This is a genomic window from Streptomyces sp. NPDC079141 (genome assembly GCF_040686775.1).
GTDB lineage: Bacteria > Actinomycetota > Actinomycetes > Streptomycetales > Streptomycetaceae > Streptomyces.
Genome location: NZ_JBFBLP010000005.1, coordinates 285,914 through 306,918, shown reverse-complemented (window position 1 = coordinate 306,918; position 21,005 = coordinate 285,914). Strand labels below are relative to the sequence as shown.

At 70.6% G+C, this 21,005-nt stretch carries 17 protein-coding genes; 5 read left to right on the top strand and 12 right to left on the bottom strand.

All coding sequences use genetic code 11. From position 1 onward, the window contains the following. Positions 1 to 35: 35 nt before the first annotated feature. A complete protein-coding gene (locus tag AB0Q90_RS18100; protein WP_363164145.1) occupies positions 36 to 533 on the top strand; it encodes a DUF2165 domain-containing protein in 498 nt (165 codons plus the stop codon). On the opposite strand, the gene AB0Q90_RS18095 is transcribed toward AB0Q90_RS18100, so the two are convergent. Next, positions 530 to 730 carry a hypothetical protein gene (locus AB0Q90_RS18095; protein ID WP_363164146.1) on the bottom strand — a complete coding sequence of 67 codons (201 nt, stop codon included), beginning with the start codon at positions 728 to 730 and terminating at the stop codon, positions 530 to 532. The genes AB0Q90_RS18100 and AB0Q90_RS18095 overlap by 4 nt on opposite strands. A gap of 24 nt (positions 731 to 754) precedes the next feature. Then, positions 755 to 1,312 (bottom strand): hypothetical protein, encoded by a 558-nt coding sequence (locus tag AB0Q90_RS18090; protein WP_363164147.1) that lies wholly within the window; start codon positions 1,310 to 1,312, stop codon positions 755 to 757. A 171-nt stretch (positions 1,313 to 1,483) separates the two neighbouring features. Here AB0Q90_RS18090 and AB0Q90_RS18085 point away from each other — a divergent pair, with 171 nt between their 5' ends. Beyond that, positions 1,484 to 2,080 (top strand): peptidoglycan-binding domain-containing protein, encoded by a 597-nt coding sequence (locus tag AB0Q90_RS18085; RefSeq protein WP_363164148.1) that lies wholly within the window; start codon positions 1,484 to 1,486, stop codon positions 2,078 to 2,080. Between the two features lie 49 nt (positions 2,081 to 2,129). Here AB0Q90_RS18085 and AB0Q90_RS18080 read toward each other — a convergent pair whose 3' ends face one another. Then, positions 2,130 to 4,715: a bifunctional FO biosynthesis protein CofGH gene (locus tag AB0Q90_RS18080; RefSeq protein ID WP_363165764.1), complete on the bottom strand. Its 2,586-nt coding sequence runs from the start codon at positions 4,713 to 4,715 to the stop codon at positions 2,130 to 2,132. A gap of 79 nt (positions 4,716 to 4,794) precedes the next feature. Continuing rightward, positions 4,795 to 5,640: an LLM class F420-dependent oxidoreductase gene (locus AB0Q90_RS18075; RefSeq protein ID WP_363165763.1), complete on the bottom strand. Its 846-nt coding sequence runs from the start codon at positions 5,638 to 5,640 to the stop codon at positions 4,795 to 4,797. Positions 5,641 to 5,694: 54 nt separating this feature from the next. Between AB0Q90_RS18075 and AB0Q90_RS18070 the strand changes: the two genes are divergently transcribed. Then, positions 5,695 to 7,143 (top strand): CehA/McbA family metallohydrolase, encoded by a 1,449-nt coding sequence (locus tag AB0Q90_RS18070; protein WP_363165762.1) that lies wholly within the window; start codon positions 5,695 to 5,697, stop codon positions 7,141 to 7,143. Between the two features lie 17 nt (positions 7,144 to 7,160). On the opposite strand, the gene AB0Q90_RS18065 is transcribed toward AB0Q90_RS18070, so the two are convergent. Then, complete coding sequence (locus AB0Q90_RS18065; protein WP_363165761.1) at positions 7,161 to 7,937, bottom strand: endonuclease/exonuclease/phosphatase family protein; 777 nt, start codon at positions 7,935 to 7,937, stop codon at positions 7,161 to 7,163. A 135-nt stretch (positions 7,938 to 8,072) separates the two neighbouring features. Here AB0Q90_RS18065 and AB0Q90_RS18060 point away from each other — a divergent pair, with 135 nt between their 5' ends. Further along, complete coding sequence (locus AB0Q90_RS18060; RefSeq protein ID WP_363165760.1) at positions 8,073 to 8,465, top strand: nitroreductase/quinone reductase family protein; 393 nt, start codon at positions 8,073 to 8,075, stop codon at positions 8,463 to 8,465. Positions 8,466 to 8,497: 32 nt separating this feature from the next. On the opposite strand, the gene AB0Q90_RS18055 is transcribed toward AB0Q90_RS18060, so the two are convergent. The 7 genes from AB0Q90_RS18055 to AB0Q90_RS18025 form a co-directional block, all read right to left on the bottom strand. Continuing rightward, positions 8,498 to 10,039, bottom strand: a complete 1,542-nt coding sequence (locus AB0Q90_RS18055; protein ID WP_363165759.1) for an APC family permease — start codon at positions 10,037 to 10,039, stop codon at positions 8,498 to 8,500. 227 nt (positions 10,040 to 10,266) lie between these two features. Further along, the gene (locus tag AB0Q90_RS18050; RefSeq protein ID WP_363165758.1) at positions 10,267 to 11,712 is read right to left on the bottom strand and encodes an aldehyde dehydrogenase family protein; all 1,446 of its coding nucleotides are present in this window, start codon (positions 11,710 to 11,712) and stop codon (positions 10,267 to 10,269) included. Then, positions 11,709 to 13,442 carry a D-aminoacylase gene (locus AB0Q90_RS18045; protein WP_363165756.1) on the bottom strand — a complete coding sequence of 578 codons (1,734 nt, stop codon included), beginning with the start codon at positions 13,440 to 13,442 and terminating at the stop codon, positions 11,709 to 11,711. Before AB0Q90_RS18045 ends, AB0Q90_RS18050 begins: the two co-directional genes overlap by 4 nt. Positions 13,443 to 13,535: 93 nt before the next feature. Beyond that, positions 13,536 to 14,624: an LLM class flavin-dependent oxidoreductase gene (locus AB0Q90_RS18040; RefSeq protein WP_363165767.1), complete on the bottom strand. Its 1,089-nt coding sequence runs from the start codon at positions 14,622 to 14,624 to the stop codon at positions 13,536 to 13,538. Between the two features lie 115 nt (positions 14,625 to 14,739). Further along, positions 14,740 to 15,510, bottom strand: coding sequence for a glucose 1-dehydrogenase (locus AB0Q90_RS18035; protein WP_363165755.1), 771 nt, complete (start codon positions 15,508 to 15,510; stop codon positions 14,740 to 14,742). A gap of 8 nt (positions 15,511 to 15,518) precedes the next feature. Next, positions 15,519 to 16,436 (bottom strand): TIGR03619 family F420-dependent LLM class oxidoreductase, encoded by a 918-nt coding sequence (locus AB0Q90_RS18030; RefSeq protein WP_363165754.1) that lies wholly within the window; start codon positions 16,434 to 16,436, stop codon positions 15,519 to 15,521. Then, a complete protein-coding gene (locus tag AB0Q90_RS18025; RefSeq protein WP_363165753.1) occupies positions 16,433 to 17,659 on the bottom strand; it encodes an amidohydrolase family protein in 1,227 nt (408 codons plus the stop codon). Before AB0Q90_RS18025 ends, AB0Q90_RS18030 begins: the two co-directional genes overlap by 4 nt. 183 nt (positions 17,660 to 17,842) lie before the next feature. Between AB0Q90_RS18025 and AB0Q90_RS18020 the strand changes: the two genes are divergently transcribed. After that, on the top strand, positions 17,843 to 20,794 hold the full coding sequence (locus AB0Q90_RS18020; RefSeq protein ID WP_363165752.1) for a BTAD domain-containing putative transcriptional regulator: 2,952 nt from the start codon (positions 17,843 to 17,845) through the stop codon (positions 20,792 to 20,794). Positions 20,795 to 21,005 lie beyond the last annotated feature (211 nt).

Below are 21,005 nucleotides of genomic sequence, written 5' to 3'. Positions count from 1 at the left end.
TGCAACCCCCAGTCCAGGCAGGGAAGATGGCCTTCATGGCATCGACACCCCCACGCAGCGCCCTCCGCCTCACCGCCCTCCTTCTCACCGCGTCCGTCGCGCTCTACATGGCCCTCGTGGCCTTCGGGAACATCACGGACTTCGGGACGAATCAGCAGTTCGTGCAGCACGTCCTTGCGATGGATACGACGTTCAAGGACGACGATCTGATGTGGAGATCCATCACCAGCAAGGGACTTCAGGACACGGCGTACGTCGCGATCATCGTCTGGGAGACCCTCGCCGCGCTCGTCCTCATATACGGCAGTTGGCTCTGGGTCCGCCAGGACGCGGCCGGCGCCCGTCGCGTCTCCACGTACGGGCTGCTCATGGTCATGCTGCTGTTCGGCGCCGGGTTCATCGCGATCGGCGGTGAGTGGTTCGCGATGTGGCAGTCCGGGGACTGGAACGGGCTGGACGCGGCGACGCGGGTGTTCGTGTTCAGCGGGATCGTGCTGATCGTCAACCAGCTGCCGGGCAGCGCCGAATCCTAGTCGGAACCGTCCGAGCTGCTGCCGCTCCGCGAACCCTTGTTGGACTTCATCAGGATCGACAGCAGCTCGCCCGCGCCCCGGGTCCCGGCGGCCCACACCCGGGCCCAGCGCGGCGCCGTGCCCCGGGCCGCCCACACCACGCAGGCGCAGCCCCCGATGGCCAGCGCCAGAATCACGGACAGGATCAATATCGCCACTGTCGTTTCCCCCGTTCTCTGCCTCTACTCGACGACCGTCACGGTCGTGCCCGTCGTCCCGAACGCCCACAGCGCCGAGCCGTCCGCCGTCTTCATCCGGACGCCGCCCGTGCGGGCGCCCTCGACCGGGGGCGGCGGTGAGGTGCCGTCCACGGCGTTGGAGAAGGCGAAGTTCACTCCGGACCCCGCGGCGAAGTAGACCACGTTCTCGATCTCGACGCCGTCCGAGCCCGTCGTCGCCTCCGTCCGGGTGCCCACCTCGTAGCTGCCCGGGTCGGGCGAGACCGTCCCCGGCCACACCGCGAAGGTGCGGCGGGCGGCGTCGCTCGCGTCCACCAGCCACACCCGCTTCTGGCCGAGCGAGTAGACGATCCGGCGGCCCGTGCCCGAGTCGCCCGGCACCCGGGCCGGCTTGGCGGACTCGGTCGGCTTGGGCGTGGCGGTGGCGGTGGCGCTCGGCCGGGCGGTCGTGGCCGTGGGGCGCGGGCCCTGGTCGGCCTGTACGGCCAGGACGGCGACGGCGGCGATCGCTCCCACCGTCAGACCGGTCACCCAGACCTTCGAGGCAGGCACGGCACGCATCTCCTCAGCTCACCGACAGGGTCGGATCATCGTACTGCGCCCACCTCCGGGGCTCCGCGCCCGCTGCCCCTCCCGCCCCGGTCGGCGGTTCAAGGAACGTTTATCGCTCATCTATCGCGAGCCGCAAGCATCTCCCCCGGTACCTGTCCGCTCGTTCCAAGGGGGATCCACATGCGCAAGGCAATGCGACGAGGCACGCAGCTGGCCGCTGTCGGGCTCGGCGCGGCGATGGCACTCACCGCCGCGCTCGCCGTACCGGCGCACGCCGCGAACAGCGGCGTCTACGGCACCACGTTCGTGGACGGCGACTCCACGGTGACCGACGACTTCGGTGACCACTTCAACGAGCTCGGCCACTCCCTGTGCGACGGCTGCCCGACTTCCGGGACGGAGACCGAACTCACCAAGCTGTGGCAGAACATCCTGTGGGCCGACGGCTACCTCTTCGACACGCGCGACGGCTTCTTCGGCCCGCGAACGGCCGCCGCGACGAAGGAGTGGCAGGCGGACCACGGTCTGACGGCCGACGGCAAGGTGGGGGACGACACCTGGAGCAAGGCCGACAACCAGCTGGCCTGGGGCTATGAGAACCGGTTCGTGGTGTACGCCGGGGAGTACCGGGACTACATGCTGATCTTCTCCCGCGGCAACAGCGAGAGCACCCAGACCCAGGACGGCGGCGCCTACAAGTTCGAGACGGTCCGCTCCTACGGGAGCGGGGCCGACGTGACGTACATCTACGGCGAGCGGATCGACTTCTACAAGTGACCAAGGCGCCGTGGGTGGCCCGCCAAGTGGGCCACCCACGGCCCTGTCATCAGTCCAGCACCGGCAGCAGCTCCGGCAGATGCCCGTCCGAGGCAGCCGCCGCCCGCTGCCGTTCCTCCGGGACCTCGCCGTACAGCGTCGTCCGGGGCCTGGCCGGGCGGCCTGCCGCTTCCGCCACCGCGATCAGGTCCTTCACCGACTTGTAGGAGCCGTAGGAGGAGCCCGCCATGCGGGAGATCGTCTCCTCCATCAGGGTGCCGCCCAGGTCGTTCGCGCCGGAGCGGAGCATTTCCGCCGCGCCTTCCGTGCCGAGCTTCACCCAGCTCGTCTGAATGTTGGGGATGTAGGGGTGGAGGAGCAGGCGCGCCATCGCCGTCACCGCCCTGTTGTCCCGCACGGAGGGGCCGGGGCGCGCGATGCCTGCCAGGTAGACGGGTGCGTTCGTGTGGATGAAGGGCAGCGTCACGAACTCCGTGAAGCCGCCGGTGCGCTGCTGGATGCCGGCCAGGGTCCGCAGATGGCCCAGCCAGTGGCGCGGCTGGTCGACATGGCCGTACATCATCGTCGACGACGAGCGGATGCCCAGCTCGTGCGCCGTCGTGATCACCTCGATCCAGGTCGCCGTGGGCAGCTTGCCCTTGGTGAGGATCCAGCGGACCTCGTCGTCGAGGATCTCGGCGGCCGTGCCGGGGATGGAGTCCAAGCCCGCCTCCTTGGCCGCGCTCAGCCACTCGCGGATGGACAGGCCGGTGCGCGTGGCGCCGTTCACCACCTCCATGGGCGAGAACGCGTGCACGTGCATGCCGGGGACTCGGGACTTCACCGCCCGCGCGATGTCGAAGTACGCCGTCCCGGGCAGGTCGGGGTGGATGCCGCCCTGCATGCAGACCTCCACCGCGCCCACCTCCCAGGCCTGTTGGGCGCGGTCTGCCACCTGGTCGAGGGAGAGCGTGTACGCGTCCGCGTCCGTCCTGCGCTGTGCGAAGGCGCAGAAGCGGCAGCCCGTGTAGCAGACGTTGGTGAAGTTGATGTTCCGCGTGACGATGTACGTCACGTCGTCGCCCACGGCCGCCTTGCGGACGTCGTCGGCGATCCGGCACAGGGCGTCGAGCGCGGGCCCGTCCGCGTGCAGCAGCGCCAGCGCCTCCTCGTCCGTCAGCTTCGTCGGGTCGTCCGCGGCCGTCGCCAGCGCCGCGCGTACGTCGGTGTCGATGCGTTCCGGCGCCATGCCGGGCGCCGCCGCCTCGCGCAGGGCGCCCCAGTCGCCGTACACCTCGTCGAAGTCGTCGCGGCGGTCGGACGTACGGCCCTCGGTGTCGATGGTGGTGTGCAGATCCGTACGGCCGGAGGATACGAACGCCTCGTCCGGCTCCTGCCAGGGCAACCCCTCCGGCAGGGCCTCCGGGCGCGCAAGTCCGGAGACCGGGTCGGCCAGCGCCGCCACGTGCGGGCGCAGCCGCGGGTCCAGCCAGGGCTCGCCGCGGCGGACGAACTCCGGGTACACGCAGAGGCGTTCCCGCAGCGCGAATCCGGCGGCGGCCGAGCGCCGGGTGAGCTCCTCGATCTGCGGCCAGGGGCGCTCGGGGTTCACATGGTCGATCGTCAGCGGGGACACCCCGCCCCAGTCGTCGATCCCAGCGCCGATCAGCCGCTCGTACTCGCTGTCGACCAGGTTCGGCGGGGCCTGGATGCAGCCGCTCGGGCCCATGATGAGGCGGGCTACGGCCACCGTGGCGATCAGCTCGTCCAGCTCGGCGTCGGGCATGCCGCGCATCGCCGTGTCCGGCTTGGCGCGGAAGTTCTGGATGATCAGTTCCTGGATGCCGTGATACGCCCGCGCGATCTTCCGCAGCGCGAACAGCGACTCCGCCCGCTCCTCGTACGTCTCGCCGATCCCGATCAGGATCCCGGACGTGAAGGGGACCGAGGAGCGGCCCGCGTCCTCCAACACCCGCAGGCGTACGGCCGGTTCCTTGTCCGGGGAGCCGTGGTGCGGGCCGCCCGGCTCCGACCAGAGCCGGGTCGCCGTCGTCTCCAGCATCATGCCCATCGAGGGGGCGACCGGCTTCAGGCGCTGGAAGTCCGTCCAGCTCATCACCCCGGGGTTGAGGTGAGGGAGGAGTCCCGTCTCCTCCAGGATCCGGATCGAGATCGCCCGGACGTAGGCGATGGTGTCGTCGTAGCCGTGCGCGTCGAGCCATTCGCGGGCCTCGGGCCAGCGGTCCTCGGGCTTGTCGCCCAGGGTGATCAGGGCTTCCTTGCAGCCGAGGGCGGCGCCCTTGCGGGCGATGTCGAGGACCTCGTCCGGGGACATGAACATCCCGTGGCCCGCCCGGCGCAGCTTGCCCGGCACGGTGACGAACGTGCAGTAGTGGCACTTGTCCCGGCACAGCCGGGTGAGGGGGATGAAGACGCTCTTGGAGTAGGTGATGACGCCGGGGCGGCCCGCCGCCTCCAGGCCCGCGTCCCGCACCCGGGCGGCCGAAGCGGCGAGGTCGTCGAGCGCCTCGCCGCGGGCCTGGAGCAGTACGGCGGCCTCGGCGACGTCGAGTGCGACGCCGTCCCGGGCTCGTTTCAGGGCGCGACGCATGGAGTTCTCGGTCGGGCCGGTTCCGGAGGTCGCGGAAGTCGTCATCCTTCGAGGATACGAGCGCGGTGATCAGGGCAAACAAGGGCCGCCCGATTCGCCCCCGACCGCCGGGCGTTACACGGTGTCACTGGAACGGAGCGTAGTCGTCGAGTAGCCGCAGGACGTCCGCCTCCCCCGCCGGCGGCAGCTGCACCACGATCTCCTCGATGCCGAGGTCGGCGTAGTGCGCGAGCTTGCCGGGCGTGGGGTGGACGGCGTACGGCACCACCTGGAGCGCCTCGGGGTCCCGGCCCGCCTCCGCCCAGGCGGCCCGCAGCACCGGCAGCGACTGGGACAGGCCCCGCCCGCCGATGGGCAGCCAGCCGTCGGCGTACTCGCAGATGTGGGCGAACAGCTTCGGCCCGGCGGCCCCGCCGATGAGCGTGCGGGGCCCGTTGACCGGCCCCCGCGGCTTCTGCACGGGCTTCGGGTACGCGTACGAGGCCCGTACGCTCCCGAACTCCCCCTCGTACGCGGCCGGTTCCTCCGACCACAGTGCCCGCATCAGCGCCATCCGGTCCCGGACGAGTTCCCGCCGGGTCCGCCACTCGACCCCGTGGTCGGCGGCCTCCTCCACGTTCCAGCCGAAGCCGAGGCCGAGGGTGAAGCGGCCGTCGGAGAGGTGGTCGAGGGTGGCGATCTGCTTGGCGAGGTCGATGGGGTCGTGCTGGGCGACCAGCGTGATGCCGGTGCCGAGGCCGAGCCGCTCGGTGACCGCGGCGGCCTGGCCGAGGGCGACGAAGGGGTCGAGGGTGCGGCCGTACTCGGGCGGCAGGTCGCCGCCCGCCGGGTACGGGCTGGTCCGCTCGACGGGGATGTGGGTGTGCTCGGGCAGGTAGAGCCCGGCGAACCCGCGCTGCTCCAGCTCGCGGGCAAGCCTGGTCGGGGTGATCGTCTCGTCGGTGAGGAAGATCGTGGCGGCGATACGCATGCCTGCATCTGTACCGTGCCCGGCCCCAGAAGTCCATACCGACTGGTCGGCATCATGGCTGAGGTGGTGACGGGAGGCGCCGCCGCGCCTACGTTGGTAGGCGTGACGGAGACGAAGACGATCCGGGGCACGCTGCCCGCCGGGTCCCCCGACTTCGTGTACGTGCCTCTCGAAGTCCCCGCCGGCGTAAGGGAGATCAAGGTCTCCTACACCTACGACCGGCCGTCCGTCCCGGCCGGCACCCCGGGCAACGCCCTCGACATCGGCCTCTTCGACGAACGCGGCACCGACCTCGGCGGCAGGGGCTTCCGGGGCTGGTCGGGCGGCGCGCGCACCGAGTTCTTCGTCCGCGCCGACGACGCGACGCCGGGGTACATCCCGGGCCCGGTGCGCAAGGGCACCTGGCACCTCGCGCTCGGCCCGTACACGGTCGCCCCGCAGGGCCTGACGTACGAACTGACGGTCACGCTCTCCTACGGCGACCAGGGCGCCGTCGCCGAGCCTGTGTACCCGCCGCAGCGGGCCAGGGGGCGGGGCCGGGACTGGTACCGCGGGGACTGCCATCTGCACTCCTGGTACTCCGACGGCCGCCGCACCCCGGCCGAGATCGCGGCGCTCGCGCGGGCCGCGGGCCTGGACTTCATCAACAGCTCCGAGCACAACACGCACTCCGCACACGCCCATTGGGCCGACGTGGCGGACGAGGACCTGCTGGTGATGCTGGGTGAGGAGGTCACCACCAGGAACGGGCATGTGGTGGCGCTCGGCACCGACCCCGGCACCTTCGTCGACTGGCGCTACCGGGCCCGCGACAACCGCTTCGGCCGCTTCGCCCGCCAGATCCGCCGCGCCGGAGGCCTCGTCGTACCCGCGCATCCGCACGCCACCTGCATCGGCTGCAACTGGAAGTTCGGCTTCGGCGAGGCGGACGCGGTGGAGGTGTGGAACGGCGCCTACACGCCCGACGACGAGATGGCGCTGGCCGACTGGGACAGCATGCTCGTCGCCTCGGTGCGGGGCGGCCGTGACTGGATCCCGGCGATGGGCAACAGCGACGCGCACCGGGATCCCGACCCGGTGGGGACGCCGCAGACGGTGGTCCTCGCCGACGATCTGACCCGGGAGGCGATCCAGGAGGGGATCCGGGAGGGGCGGTCGTACGTCGCCGAGTCGCGGCACGTCTCACTGGCGTTCACGGCGTCGGGCGAGCGGGGTGAACAGGCCGATATCGGCGGGCGGTTGGAGGCCGCGGCGGACACCCCGGTCACCGTCCGCCTGGAGGCCACGGGCGCCCCGCGCTGCACGGTACGGTTCGTGACCGACCAGGGGGTGCTGTTCACGAGCGCGCCGCTGCCGGTGACGGGGGCGGGGGTGGTCGAGTGGACGACCACGCCCGCCTACTCGGCTTATGTGCGGGCGGAGTTGAGGCACGCGACGGCGATCGGGCCGTTGCCGGGGGCGCTGGCCGCGTTCACCAACCCGATCTTCCTCGGCGCACGGTGATCCATCGCCCGGCCTGGTCAGCTCACGAGGTCCGCCACCACCGCCGCGTGGTCGGACGGCCATACGCCGTCCACGGGTCGGTCCCCGGCCCGCCGGACGGTGCGTACGTGCCCCGGGGCGCCGAGGAGGACGTAGTCGATCCGTGCGCCCGGCTCCTGTGCGGCCGGGCGGTAGGGGAGGTCCGGGTTCCAGTCCCAGGTGGCGGAGGGCGCCGTCGGGTCGGCGTGCGTCCAGGCGTCGGCGAAGGAGCCGGTGAACAGGCGCAGTTCGGGGGAGTCCGGCTCGGCGTTGAAGTCGCCGGTGACGACGGGCGGGTACGGGGTCTCGGCCCGGTGCGCGGCCACGAACTCCGTGAGCGCGGCGAGCTGTTCGCCGCGTACGTCGGAGGCGTTCGGGGCGGAGGTCAGATGGGCGGTGAAGAAGGCCACCGGGTGTCCCGGGGCCGCCAGCCGCGTGTACAGCGCCAGCCGGCCGTCGTCCAACTCCTCCGGCGCCGGCAGCCGCAGCACGTCCTGTTCGGCGACGGGCCAGCGGCTGAGTACGGCGTTGCCGATGTCCACGGTCGGGTCCCCGATGCGCCGCCGCCATCGCTGCGGGGCGGGGGACGCGGCCCAGGCGCAGTGCATTCCGAGGGCCCCGGCGAGCCATTCGGCGAGGTTCTCGCCGTCGGCCGACCACACCTCCTGGAGGCCCACGACGTCGGGCCGCAGGTCGCGCAGCACGGCCAGGATCGCCTTCTGCCGCTCGCGCCAGGGGCCGAACCGCCACCACAGGTTCCAGGTCACGACGCGCATGCCCACCCCACCCCTCGCCCAGGGCACCGTCAGGGGCACCATTAAAGGGGCACGGGCCTGCCGTCCGGCGGCCGCAGCGCAAAACATGTGTGAACTCGCATGCCCATACCGGCACTCGACAGGAGCCTTCGGACCATGTCCCCCAGCATCGAGCGGAAGTACCGTGCCGTCACGGCCTTCCAGCGCCGCCTCAACGCCGTCATGCGCCGCCTGCCGAACCACATTCTGCTGGAGACCACGGGCCGCACCTCGGGCCTGCCCCGGCGCACCCCGGTCGGTGGCCGCCGCGTGGGCGACTCCTTCTGGCTGGTCTCGGAGTTCGGCGAGCGTTCGCAGTACGTCCGCAACATCCTGGCCGACCCGAAGGTGCGGGTCCGGATACACGGCCGCTGGCACCAGGGCACGGCCCATCTGATGCCGGACGACGACCCGGTGGCCCGCCTGCGCAGCCTCCCGCGCTTCAACAGCGCGGGAGTGCGGGTGATGGGGGCGCAGTTGCTGACCGTGCGGGTGGATCTGGACTCCTAGTCCTCCACCACGGGCCGGCCCTCCACCACGGGCTAGTCCGCCACCACGAGCGCCGGCGTCCCCGTCGTGAGTACCTCGCCCCGGAAGAACGCCGGGCTGCGGCGCTGCATCGCCAGCATCAGCACGACGCCCAGGAGGAGCAGGCCGACGCCGATGACGAAGACGGAGCCGACGCCGAGGACGGCGGAGCCGCTGCCGTAGGCCGGGTCCCACATGTCGTAGAGGGTCTTGGCGAAGACCGCCGTCAGCAGCAGGCCGCCGACGACCGGGAAGACGCCCTTGAAGAGCGCGTCCCGGGTCGAGCGGGTCAGTACGTCGCGGAAGTACCAGGCGCAGGCGAAGGCCGTCAGCGCGTAGTAGAAGCAGATCATGAGGCCGAGGGCGTAGATCGTGTCGACGAGGACGTGCTCGCTGACCAGCGTCATGACCGTGTAGAAGGCGCCCGTCGCCACACCCGCCACGACCGTCGCGCGGCCGGGCGTCTTGAAGCGCTCGTGGACGCGGGCGTACGACGGCGGCAGCGCCTCGTACGTCGACATGGCGAGGACGGTGCGGGCGACCGGGATGAAGGTCGTCTGGAGGCTGGCGGCGGCCGAGGCGAGGACGGCGACGAAGAGCAGGATGCCTAGCGCCTCGCCCATGACCGGGCCGGCCAGGGCCGCGAAGACGTTGTCGGAGGTGTCCGGGTTGGCCAAGCCCAGGCCGTCCGTGCCGGAGCCCACCGCCATCTGCGCGGCGACGCCGGTGACCAGGTAGGAGCCGACCAGGACGACCATCGCCACCAGGGCGGCGCGGCCCGGGGTCTTCTCGCTGCCGATGGTCTCCTCGTTGGTGGTCAGACAGGCGTCCCAGCCCCAGTACATGAAGATCGACAGGGAGAGTCCGGCGGTGAAGGCGCCGAAGGACTGCACCTCGAACGGGTTCAGCCAGGACCAGGAGAAGTCGAGGCCGCCGGCGAAGTCCCCGGAGCCCGCCTTCTGCAGCGCCATGACCACGAACAGGGCCAGGACCACCAGCTGGAGCCCGACGAGCGCGTACTGCACGCCCTTGGTGGTGGTCATCCCGCGGTAGCTGATCGCCGTGGCGACCGCGATCAGCAGCAGGCAGGTGCCGATATGGACGGCCTTGTTGTCGTCCAGGGCCGCCACCGACTCGCTGTTCGTGAGCTCGCCCGCCAGCAGCCAGAAGTACGACGTGGCGACGCCGGCCAGGTTGGAGAGCACGATCACCGTGGCGATCACCAGACCCCAGCCGCACATCCAGCCGACCTTCGGCCCGAACGCCTTCACCGTCCAGGTGAAAGACGTGCCGCAGTCGGGCACCGCCTTGTTCAGCTCCCGATACGCGAAGGCGACCAGCAGCATCGGCAGGAAGCCCGCGAGGAAGACGGCCGGCATCTGGAGACCGACCTCACCGGCGGTGGAGCCGAGGGTGGAGGTCAGGCAGTACACCGGGGCGACGGTGGAGACACCGATCACCGCGCTGCCGAGCAGCCCGACGGAGTTGCCGCCGAGGCCCTTGCCCCGTACGCCGTCGACCTGACCGGCCGTGGGCCGCAATTCCGTCTGAGTCATGGAACGGGACGTTAAAGGGTGCGAATTCCATGGCCGGGTGAATTCAAGATCCCCACTGAACCTTGGAAATCACTTCCCGTTCGGCAGCACGACACATGATTGCATGGTCGATGACCGGAAGCGGTCGCCACCTTGAAGGATCAACGACTGCTGTTCGATATTCGGTAATCGCAGCACCGTCCGGAATGTCCGATTCCGAATCTTCCCCTGTGACCTGCGCCACTGCCTCACCCCGGCCACACGATCGCCTGCACCTCGCTGTACGCGTGCAGCGCGTACGACCCGACGTCCCGGCCGACCCCACTCCTCTTGAACCCGCCGAACGGCGCCTCCATGTTCCGGCCGACCGTGTTCACGCCGACCCCGCCGGCCCGCAGCCGCCGGGCCACCCGGAAGGCGCGGGCCACGTCGCCGGACCAGACGTAGTCGATGAGGCCGTAGTCGGAGTCGTTGGCCAGGGCGATGCCCTCTTCCTCCTCGTCGAAGGGGATCACGCACACCACCGGCCCGAAGATCTCCTCGCGGGCCACCCGCATGTCGTTGGTGCAGTCGGCGAGGAGCGTCGGAGCGACGTAGAAGCCCTTCTCCATCGGCGGCCGCTCACCGCCCGCGACGATCACCGCGCCCTCCTTGCGGCCCAGCTCGACGTACGACTCCACCCGCTCCCGGTGCGCCGCCGAGATCACCGGGCCGACGACGGTGTCCGGCTCCCGCGGATCGCCGACCTTCAGCCGGCCCGCGTAGGCGGCCAGCCGCTCGACGACCCGCTCGTACACCCCGCGCTGCGCCAGCACCCGCGTCGGGGCCGTGCAGATCTGCCCGCTGTAGAAGGAGAACGTCGTCCCGATGCCCGCCACCGCCGAGCCGAGGTCGGCGTCGTCGAACACGAGCGCCGCGCCCTTGCCGCCGAGCTCCATCAGCTGCCGCCGCATGTCGCGCCCGCACACCTCGGCGATCCGCCGTCCGACCGCCGTGGAGCCGGTGAAGCTGACCATGTCGACGTCCGCGCAGCCGACCAGCGCCTCGCCCACTCCCACCGAGGTCCCGGAGACCACGTTCACGACCCCCTGCGGCGCCCCCGCCGCCTCCAGCGCCTCCGCCATCCGGTAGACGGACAGGGGATCCTGCGGGGCCGGTTTCACCACCACCGTGTTGCCCATCGCCAGCGCGGGGGCGACCTTGCCCGCCGCGTTGGCCCACGGGTTGTTGTACGAGGTGACACAGGCGACCACTCCGACCGGCTGGCGCACGGCAAGCGCCCCCATCACCCCGGCCCTCCCCATCGGCCCGGCCTCGTTGATCTGCGGCGGGATCGCCCACTCGGCGCTCTCCACTCGCGCGTACCGCCGGAACCGGGCCGCGGCCACCCCGACCTGCATGCCGCGGGCCGTCGCCGTCGTCGCCCCGGTCTCGGCCCGCGCCAGCTCGGCGTCGGGTACCAGCCGGTCGCGGATGACCTCCGCCGCCCGGGCGAGGACCGCCGCCCGCTCCTCGGGCGCCGTGCGCGACCACGGCCCGAAGGCCTCGCGGGCCGCGGCACAAGCCGCGTGCACCTGATCCCGCGAGGCCTCCGGTGCCCACCCGACGGTCCCCTCGGTCGCCGGGTCGACCACCTCGTAGTGGCCGCACTCCGGCGCCACCCACGAACCGCCGACGAACAGCCGCCGGCTCACCGGGTGCTCACCGTCCGTGTGTCGCGCCCGGACCGCAGCACCCGCCCCGGCACCTCCCCCGTCACCACGTCGTCCCGGATCGCCTCGACCCCGTTGACCCACACGGCACGCACCCCGAGGGCCTTGGAGTCCAGCCGCGGACTGTCACCCGGCAGGTCGTGCACCAGAGTGGCCTTGCCCGCGTCGACGCGCTCCGGGTCGAAGAGCACGAGATCCGCATGGAAGCCCTCCTGGATCCGGCCGCGCTCCCGCAGCCCGAAGAGCCGCGCCGGATCGTCCGTCAGCATCTTCACCGCCTGCTCAAGACCGGTCAGCCGCCGGCCCCGCAGACAGTCGCCGAGGAACCGGGTCGTGTACGGCGCCCCGCACATCCGGTCCAGATGCGCCCCCGCGTCCGAGCCGCCGAGCAGCACGTCCTCGTGCTGCCAGGTCTGCGCCCGCAGCGCCCAGGACGCCGGATCGTTGTCCGTCGGCATCGGCCACAGAACGGTGCTCAGCTCGTCGTGGGCGCAGATCTCCACCAGGCACTGGAACGGTTCCTGCCCCCGCTCCCGCGCGATGTCCCGCACCACCCGCCCGGTCAGCCCCCGGTTCGCCTCGCTGTAGGTGTCGCCGATGACGTACCGCCCGAAGTCCGTGAGCCGCCGGAAGACGCCCGCCTCCTTGGACTGGGCGCGCCTCAGCAGCTCCGCCCGGACACCGGCATCGCGCAGCTTCCCGATGCGCTCGGGCACGGGCAGCCCGAGGACCGGCCCCCATCCCGGGATCAGGTTCAGCGCGCAGAAGGTCCCCAGCGACATGTTCATCGGCGTGAGGATCGGCATGGTGAGGGCGACGACCCGGCCGCCCGCCTTCCGGGCCCGCTCGCTCGCGAGCAGCTGCCGGGGCACCCGCTCGGGAACGGCCGCGTCGACGGTCAGCACGTTCCAGTTCAACGGGCGCCCCGCCGCCGCGCTCATCTCCGCGAACAGCTCGATCTCCGCGTCACTGAACTGGTCGAGGCACCCGGCCACGATCGCCTCGATCTGCGTCCCCTCGTGCTCCCCGACGGCCCGCGACAGCGCCAGCAGCTCCTCGGGCCGCGCATGCCGGGAGGCCACGGGCTGCCCGTCCCCGTCGGAGTGGGTGGAGGACTGGGTGGTGGAGAACCCCCAGGCGCCCGCGTCCATGGCCTCGTGCAGCAGCCGGATCATGCCGGCGAGCTGTTCCTCGTCCGGCTGCCCGCCCACCGCGTCCGGACCCATGACGTACCGCCGGAGCGCGCAGTGCCCCACCATGAACCCCGCGTTGACCGCGATCCGCCCCTCCAGGGCGTCCAGATACTCCCCGAACCCGTGCCAGCTCCAGGGCGCCCCCTCCTCCAGCGCCACCAGCGACATGCCCTCGACCTTCGACATCATCCGCCGCGTGTAGTCGGCGTCCCCGGGGCGCGCGGGGTTGAGCGGCGCCAGCGTGAACCCGCAGTTCCCCGCGGCGACGGTGGTCACTCCGTGGTTGAGGGACGGGGTGGCGTACGGATCCCAGAACAGCTGGGCGTCGTAGTGAGTGTGGGGATCGACGAAACCGGGGGCGAGGACGAGGCCGGTGGCGTCTTCGGCGGAGCGGGCGGACTCGTTGACATCGGGGCCGATAACAGCGATACGGCCGTCGAGTATCCCCACATCGGCTGTGTAAGCGGGCGTGCCGGTCCCGTCGACGACGGACGCGCTCTTGAAGACGTGATCAAGCATGGGTTCACCTCCTGATCTGCGGTGGGATGACATACCTAGGGGCGCGGGGAACTGCGCGACCAGCCCCCACACACCCGCAGCCGCCGGCGAACCTCAGACAGCCCTCCGGAACCGCGTAGTCCGATGCACCGGATCCGTGTCGATCTTCGGGATCACGTGCTCCCCGATCAGCCGGATCGTGCGCAGCGTCTCCTCCTTCGGCACCCCCACCGGCAGCCCGAAGCTCAGCTGGTCCGCCCCCGCCTGCTCCCACCGCTTGCACTGCTGGAACACCTCGTCCGGATCCCCGCAGATCAGCAGCTCCTCCTCGATGAGGACCTCGACGAACTCGGGGGTGTACTCCGGCAGCGTCTCCGGCCACACCGGGAACCCCTCGGGCCGCGGGAACGTGTCGTGGTAGCGGAACACCAGCGAGGGCAGATAGTGCAGCCCGCCGCTCACGGCGATCCGCACGGCCTCGTCATGCGTGGGCGCGCAGATCGCGGTCGTCGTCACCATCACGTTGTCGTTGACGAAGTCCCCGATCGGCTCGGCGTCCACGATCGCCGTCTTGTACTGCTCCAGCACCCACTCCATGTCGGAGACCTTCTGCACACTGAACCCCAGCACCCCGAGCCCCTTCTTCGCGGCCATGGCGTACGAGGGGGGCGAGCCGGCGGCGTACCACATCGCGGGGTGCGAGCCGCCGTACGGCTTGGGCAGGATCTTCCGGGGCGGCAGCGACCAGTGCTTGCCCTGGAAGCCGGCGTACTCGTCCTGGAGCCACATCTTGGGGAACTCGGCGATGGTCTCTTCCCAGATCTCCTTGGTGTGGTTCATGTCGGTGATGCCGGGCAGGAAGCCGAGGATCTCGTGCGAGCCGGCCCCCCGCCCGCTGCCGAACTCGAAGCGGTTGCCGGTGAGATGGTCGAGCATGGCGACCTTCTCGGCGACCTTCACGGGGTGGTTGACCTGGGCGAGCGGGTTGAAGATCCCGGACCCGAGGTGGATCCGCTCGGTCGCGTGCGCCAGATATCCCAGGAACACGTCATTGGCCGACAGGTGCGAGTACTCCTCCAGGAAGTGGTGCTCGGAGGCCCAGGCGTACTTGAAGCCGGACTTGTCCGCCTGGATGACGTACTCGGTCTCCTCCATCAGCGCCTTGTGCTCGGCGAGCGGGTCGGTCTCGGCGCGCTTGCCCACGTACCCCTGTACAAAGAGCCCGAATTCCACGGAGGTTCACCGTCCCCGGTTTCAGTTAACTGACGGATCGTCAGATTGGCATCAGGCACCTGGACCGTCAATAGCTGACGGCCAGTCAGATGACGGACACCCCGGCCAGCCATCCCCCGTCGATCACGAACGGCTGCCCGGTGATGTACGAGGAGTCCGCCGAGGTCAGGAACAGGGCCAGCCGTGCCACCTCCTCCGGCCGCCCGATCCGCCCCAGCGGGACGAGCTTGCGGTACAGCCCGTCCAGGGCCCGCGCGGTCTCCTCGGCGTCCGCCGTGGGATCCAGTTGCGCCGGGTTGGACATCGCGGTGTCGATCGCGCCCGGACAGACGGCGTTGACCCGTATCCCCCGGGGCGCCAGCTCCAGCGCGGCGACCCGGGTCAGCCCGAGCACGGCATGCTTGCTGGCCGCGTACGCGCCCACGGCCGCCATCCCGGTCACACCGGTGTACGAGGCGGTGTTGACGATGGTCCCGCCGTCCTCCATCTCCGGCGCGACCGCGCGGATCCCGAGAAAGCAGCCGACCTGATTGACCCGGACGACCTGCATGAACTCGTCCAGCGGCGTGTCGACGAGGGCGTTGAAGCGCAGGATGCCGGCGTTGTTGACGAGCCCGTCGACATGGCCGTAGGCCCCCTTGGCGGCGGTGACCGCCGCCCGCCAGTCGTCCTCCTCCCGCACATCGAGGTGGACGTACAGCGCCCCGATCTCCTTGGCGAGCGCCTGCCCCTGGTCGTCCAGCACATCCGCCACGACGACCTCGGCGCCCTCCGCCCTGAAGAGCCGCGCCTCCTGCTCCCCCTGCCCGCGTGCCGCCCCGGTGACGACGACGACACGTCCGTCCAGCTTGCCCATGGTTCTCCCTAGTCGAGGTGCGGAGCCACGTCGGCGCCGAACGCCGCGATCTGGTCGGTGAGTTCGCTGCGGCTACGACTGCGGAACCGCACCTGGACCTGGTGCACGCCCATCGCGCGGTACGCCCGCAGCGACTCGGCGAGGCTGTCCGGCGGCCCGCTGATCGTGCGCCGCCCGACATGCCAGCCGGGGCTGCCGACGTACAGCGGCTCGGTGATGGCGCCGACGACGAACGGCCCCTGGATGGCGGCCTCTTCCCGCAACCGCCCGATCCTGGCGATCTGCTCGGGCAGCCGGTCCCGGGGATCGCCCTGCGGCAGCCATCCGTCCCCCTTGAGGGCGGCCCGGCGCACGGCGGCGGGCGAGGACCCACCGACCCACAGGGGAACGGGCTCCTGTGTGGGCCGGGGCCGCTGCCCGAGCCCCTCGAAGTCGTACAACTTGCCATGATGTTCGGGGAATTCGTCCGGCCCGAGGGCGGCCCGCAGGGCGTCGACGCACTCGTCGAGCACGGCTCCCCGCCGCCGGAAGTCCACCCCCAGGACCCCGAACTCCTCCTCCACATGCCCGGCGCCCACCCCGAGGATCAGCCGCCCGCCGGAGAGGTGGTCCAGGGTCGCGTACTGCTTGGCACTGAGCAGGGGGTGCCGCAGCCCCACGACGGCGACATGGCTCAGCAGCCGGATGCGCTCGGTGGCGGCCGCGAGGAAGGCGAGGGTGGCGACGGGGTCGTACCAGACCGTGCTCATCGCGGGCGCGAGACGCCGCGGGATCGCCACGTGGTCGCAGGACGCGAGGTAGGCGAAGCCGGCGCGGTCGGCGGCGCGGGCGACCTCCAGGAGGTCGTCGGGGCCGGCTGCGGCCTCCCAGGGCTCGGCGTACAGGGTGCTCTGGGACTGGACGGGGAGCTGGATGCCGTACTTCACGGTGACCAGAGCCCCTCGGGGGTGAGCCGGAGGAGCTCGATGGCGTTGCCGCGGACGATCCTTTCGACGGTGTCGGCGTCCAGGTGTCCCATCTGCGCCTCCCCGACCTCCCGCGACTTCGGCCAGGTGGAGTCGGAGTGCGGGTAGTCGGTCTCGTACAGGACGTTGTCCAGGCCGATGGCGTCCAGGTTCCTGAGCCCGAAGGCGTCGTCGAAGAAGCAGCCGTAGACGTGCTCGGCGAACAGCTCGGACGGCGGCCGGTGCACCTTGTCGGCCACCCCGCCCCACCCGCGGTTCTCCTCCCACACCACGTCGGCGCGCTCAAGGATGTAGGGAATCCACCCGATCTGCCCCTCGGCGTACATCACCTTCAGGTTGGGGAACCGCTCGAACTTGCCGCTCATCAGCCAGTCCACCATCGAGAAACAGCAGTTGGCGAAGGTGATGGTGGAGCCGACGGCGGGCGGGGCGTCGGCCGAGGTGGAGGGCATACGGCTCGACGACCCGATGTGCATGGCGACGACCGTGCCGGTCTCGTCGCAGGCGGCGAGGAACGGGTCCCAGTCGTCGGTGTGCACGGAGGGCAGTCCGAGGTGCGGGGGTATCTCGGAGAAAGCGACGGCGCGAACGCCCTTCTCTGCCATGCGCCGCACCTCCGCGGCCGCGAGTTCGGCATCCCAGAGGGGGATGAGGGTGAGCGGGATGAGCCTTCCGAGCGCGGCCGGCCCGCACCACTCCTCCACCGTCCAGTCGTTGTAGGCCTGGATGCACAGGAGGCCGAGCTCGTGGTCCTTGGCCTCGGTGAAGGTCTGGCCGCAGAAGCGGGGGAAGGTGGGGAAGCAGAGGGCGGACTGGACGTGGTTGACGTCCATGTCGGCGAGGCGGGCGGGGACGTCGTAGGAGCCGACGCGCATCTGCTCGTACGTAATGACTTCGAGCTTGATCTCGTCGCGTGAGTACCCCACGGCGGTGTCGAGGCGGGTGAGGGGCCGGTGGAGGTCCTCGTAGACCCACCAGTCGCCAAGAGGCCCGTCGTCCCCCTGCTTGCCCATGACGGGCTTGAAGCGCCCGCCGAGGAAGGACATCTCCTTGAGCGGGGCGCGGACGATGCGCGGCCCGGTGTCGAGGTACTTCTTCGGGAGGCGGTCCTGCCACACGGTGGGCGGCTCAACGGTGTGGTCGTCGACGGAGATGATCAGCGGAAAGCTCGGATTGGTCTCCATGGGGTGCACCGTAGCGCCGATCTGACGACCCGTCAGCTATGCGGTGGTGTGCGAAGAGGATGTGAGGGGATGGTGGTATCCCGCGCGCCCGGCTGTGACTGCGGTCTCGCACGGCTGACGCATCCGCCATGAACAAGGCAAACTGGCGCCTGGTTGTCATGACGTTCTGCATGGGGGACGGCGATGGACGGAGTACCGCGGGTGCCGGAGCAGAGGCGTCCAGGCTCGCACTCGCAGGAGCCGACGGCGCTGCGCTTCAGCGTGCTCGGCCCGGTGCGCGCCTGGCGCGACGGGGAGCCGCTGGGAACCGGTTCCCCACAGCAACGCGCCCTCCTGGCCGCCCTGCTGCTCCGCGAGGGCCGTACGGCGACGGCGGCCGAGCTGATCGACGCCCTGTGGGGCGAGGAACCTCCGTCGCAGGCGCTGGCGGCGGTACGGACGTACGCCTCCCGTCTGCGCAAGGCCCTGAACCCGGACGTCCTGGTGAGCGAGTCCGGCGGATACGCGGTACGGGGTCTCGGCGACGGCGCCCTGGACCTGGCCGAGGCGCAGGAACTGGCGACGGAGGCGGAGAAGGCGCGGGGGGCGGGGGACCTTTGCCAGGCGAGGGAAGCCCTGAACCGGGCGCTGGGATTGTGGGACGGCGAACCCCTGGCGGGGGTACCGGGCCCGTACGCGGAGGCCCAGCGGGTCAGGTTGGAGGAGTGGAGACTCCAACTCCTGGAAACCCGCCTGGACATGGACCTGGAACAGGGCTGCCACGCGGAGGCGGTCTCTGAGCTGACGGCCCTGACGGCTTCCCATCCCCTGCGAGAGAGGTTGCGCGAGCTGCTGATGCTGGCGCTGTACCGCAGCGGGCGCCAGGCGGAGGCACTGGCGGTGTACGCGGACACGCGGCGCCTGCTGGCGGACGAGCTGGGAGTCGACCCGCGGCAGGGCTTGAGGGAGCTCCAGCACCGCATCTTGCAGGCGGACCCGGGCCTGGCAGAGCCGTCGGCGCCCCTCACGGAGCCCTCCGTGACCCCGGTCCGCCCGGCCCAACTTCCCGCGACGGTCCCTGACTTCACGGGCCGCTCCGGCTTCGTCTCGGAACTGAGCGACGTCCTGGCCTCCGCCGAGGGCCGGGTGATGGCGGTCTCGGCGCTGGCGGGCATCGGAGGCGTCGGCAAGACGACGCTGGCGGTGCACGTGGCGCACGAGTCGCGGACGTCCTTCCCCGACGGCCAGCTGTACGTGGACCTACAGGGCGCGGGCTCCCGGGCAGCCGAGCCGGAGACGGTCCTGGGCTCGTTCCTGCGTGCGCTGGGCACGGCGGATTCGGCGATCCCCGACTCGCTGGAGGAGCGTTCCGCGCTCTACCGGTCGGTGCTGGACGGGCGGCGGGTGCTGGTACTTCTGGACAACGCACGGGATGCGGCGCAGGTCAGGCCGTTGCTCCCCGGAACATCGGGGTGCGCGGCGCTGGTGACGTCGCGGGTGCGGATGGTGGATCTGGCCGGGGCCCATCTGGTGGACCTGGACGTGATGTCCCCGGACGAGGCGCTGTCCCTGTTCACGAAGATCGTAGGCGAGGAGCGAGTCGCTTCCGAGCGGGAGGCTGCGCTGGACGTGGTGGCGGCGTGCGGATTCCTGCCGCTGGCCATCCGGATCGCGGCGTCACGGCTGGCTGCCCGTCGTACGTGGACTGTCTCGGTACTGGCGGCGAAGCTCGCGGACGAGCGACGCCGACTGGACGAACTCCAGGCCGGCGACCTGGCCGTCAAGGCCACCTTCGAGCTGGGCTACGGGCAACTGGAGCCGGCGCAGGCCCGGGCGTTCCGGTTGCTGGGGCTGGCGGACGGGCCGGACATTTCGCTGGCTGCTGCGGCTGCGGTGCTGGATCTGGGGGTCGAGGAGACGGAGGACTTGCTGGAGTCCCTCGTCGATACGTCGCTGCTGGAGTCGGCGGCGCCTGGGCGGTACCGGTTCCATGATCTGGTGCGGCTATATGCGCGGGCTTGTGCGGAGAGGGATGAGTGGCCGCCGGAGGAGAGGGGGGCGGCGCTTTCTCGGTTGTTGGACTTTTACTTGGCGACCACGGCTGGGGTGTACGCCATAGAGCGGCCGGGAGACCGACTCGTGGACGACCTGGAACCCACGGAGTATCCGGGGTTGCGGTTCGCCGACGGGACGGAGGCGCTGGACTGGCTGTACACCGAGGCGGCACCGCTGCTGGCGTGCGCGCGGCAGTCGGCAGGGACGGATCGGTTGCGGCGCGGGGTCGACCTGCTGTGGGCGGCGAAGGACCTGACCGAGTCGGGCGCCAACTCCCATCAGTACGAGACGACGGCGCGGGCCATGTGCGAGGCGACTCGGAGTGCGGGGGATGGGCGAGCTGAGGGAAGGGCGAGAACCGTCCTCACGGATGTTCTACTCGTTTCCGGCCGCATTCAGCAGGCTGACGAGGAAGCTCAGGTCGCTATGGAGCTAGCGGAGATGGAGCGGGACTCCACTGCTGTTAGTTGGGTGGCCAACAATCGAGGGCTCATCTGTTTGCATCAGCGACGTAACGCGGACGCCAGGGTTCTCTTCGGTCAGGCCATTGAAGGCTTTCGAGCAGCGGGTAACAGGCCCGGCGAGGCGTCCGCTCTTTCCAACCTCTCACGGGCCCAGCTGGGCTCGGGGAATGTCACGGAGGCAGTCGAGATCGCCAAGCGCGGCTTGGCCGTGTACATCGAGCTGGGTCGAACAATGCGCCTGGCCAATGGCTACTTCGCCGTAGGCGTTGCGCTGACGAGCGCGGGGCGACACAGCGAAGCGCTGAGTCAGTTCTCCGAAGCGCTGAATATCTTCAGCAACCACCGACAGCGGCTGTGGGAGGGCGCGACCAACTTCCGAATTGCCGAAGTGCACATGGCTGCCCGTCGACCTGCTCAAGCAGCCCAACATGCCGAGCAGGCACTTGCCTTGGGCTGTATAGGCGGCGACCGGATGCGGGGGAACGTCCTGACACTCCTTGGGCGTGCGCTCGCGGCCCTGGGCCAAGTGGACCGCGCCAAGGCGTGCTGGCGTGAAGCTCTCAACCTCTATGAGCAGAACGGGGCCCACGAGGCAAGCGAGGTGCGAGTCCTGCTTACTTCCGCGGCGGCAGCATAGAGGGCGGCTTCCCCACCAGGCACGCGTGGACGTTCAGCATTCGTTTATCTCAGCCCGGCAGTCTCATACCTGTCAGACCGTCGCGTCGGGGGGCAGACGGTTCGACCCGGAGCCAGACCGGTTAGTGTGCGGCTCCGAACGCCCGTCCGGCAGCCCTCGGGGGAGCTTCCGGGCGGGCGTTCCTCACTCGTAACCACAGCAGAGGACGCAA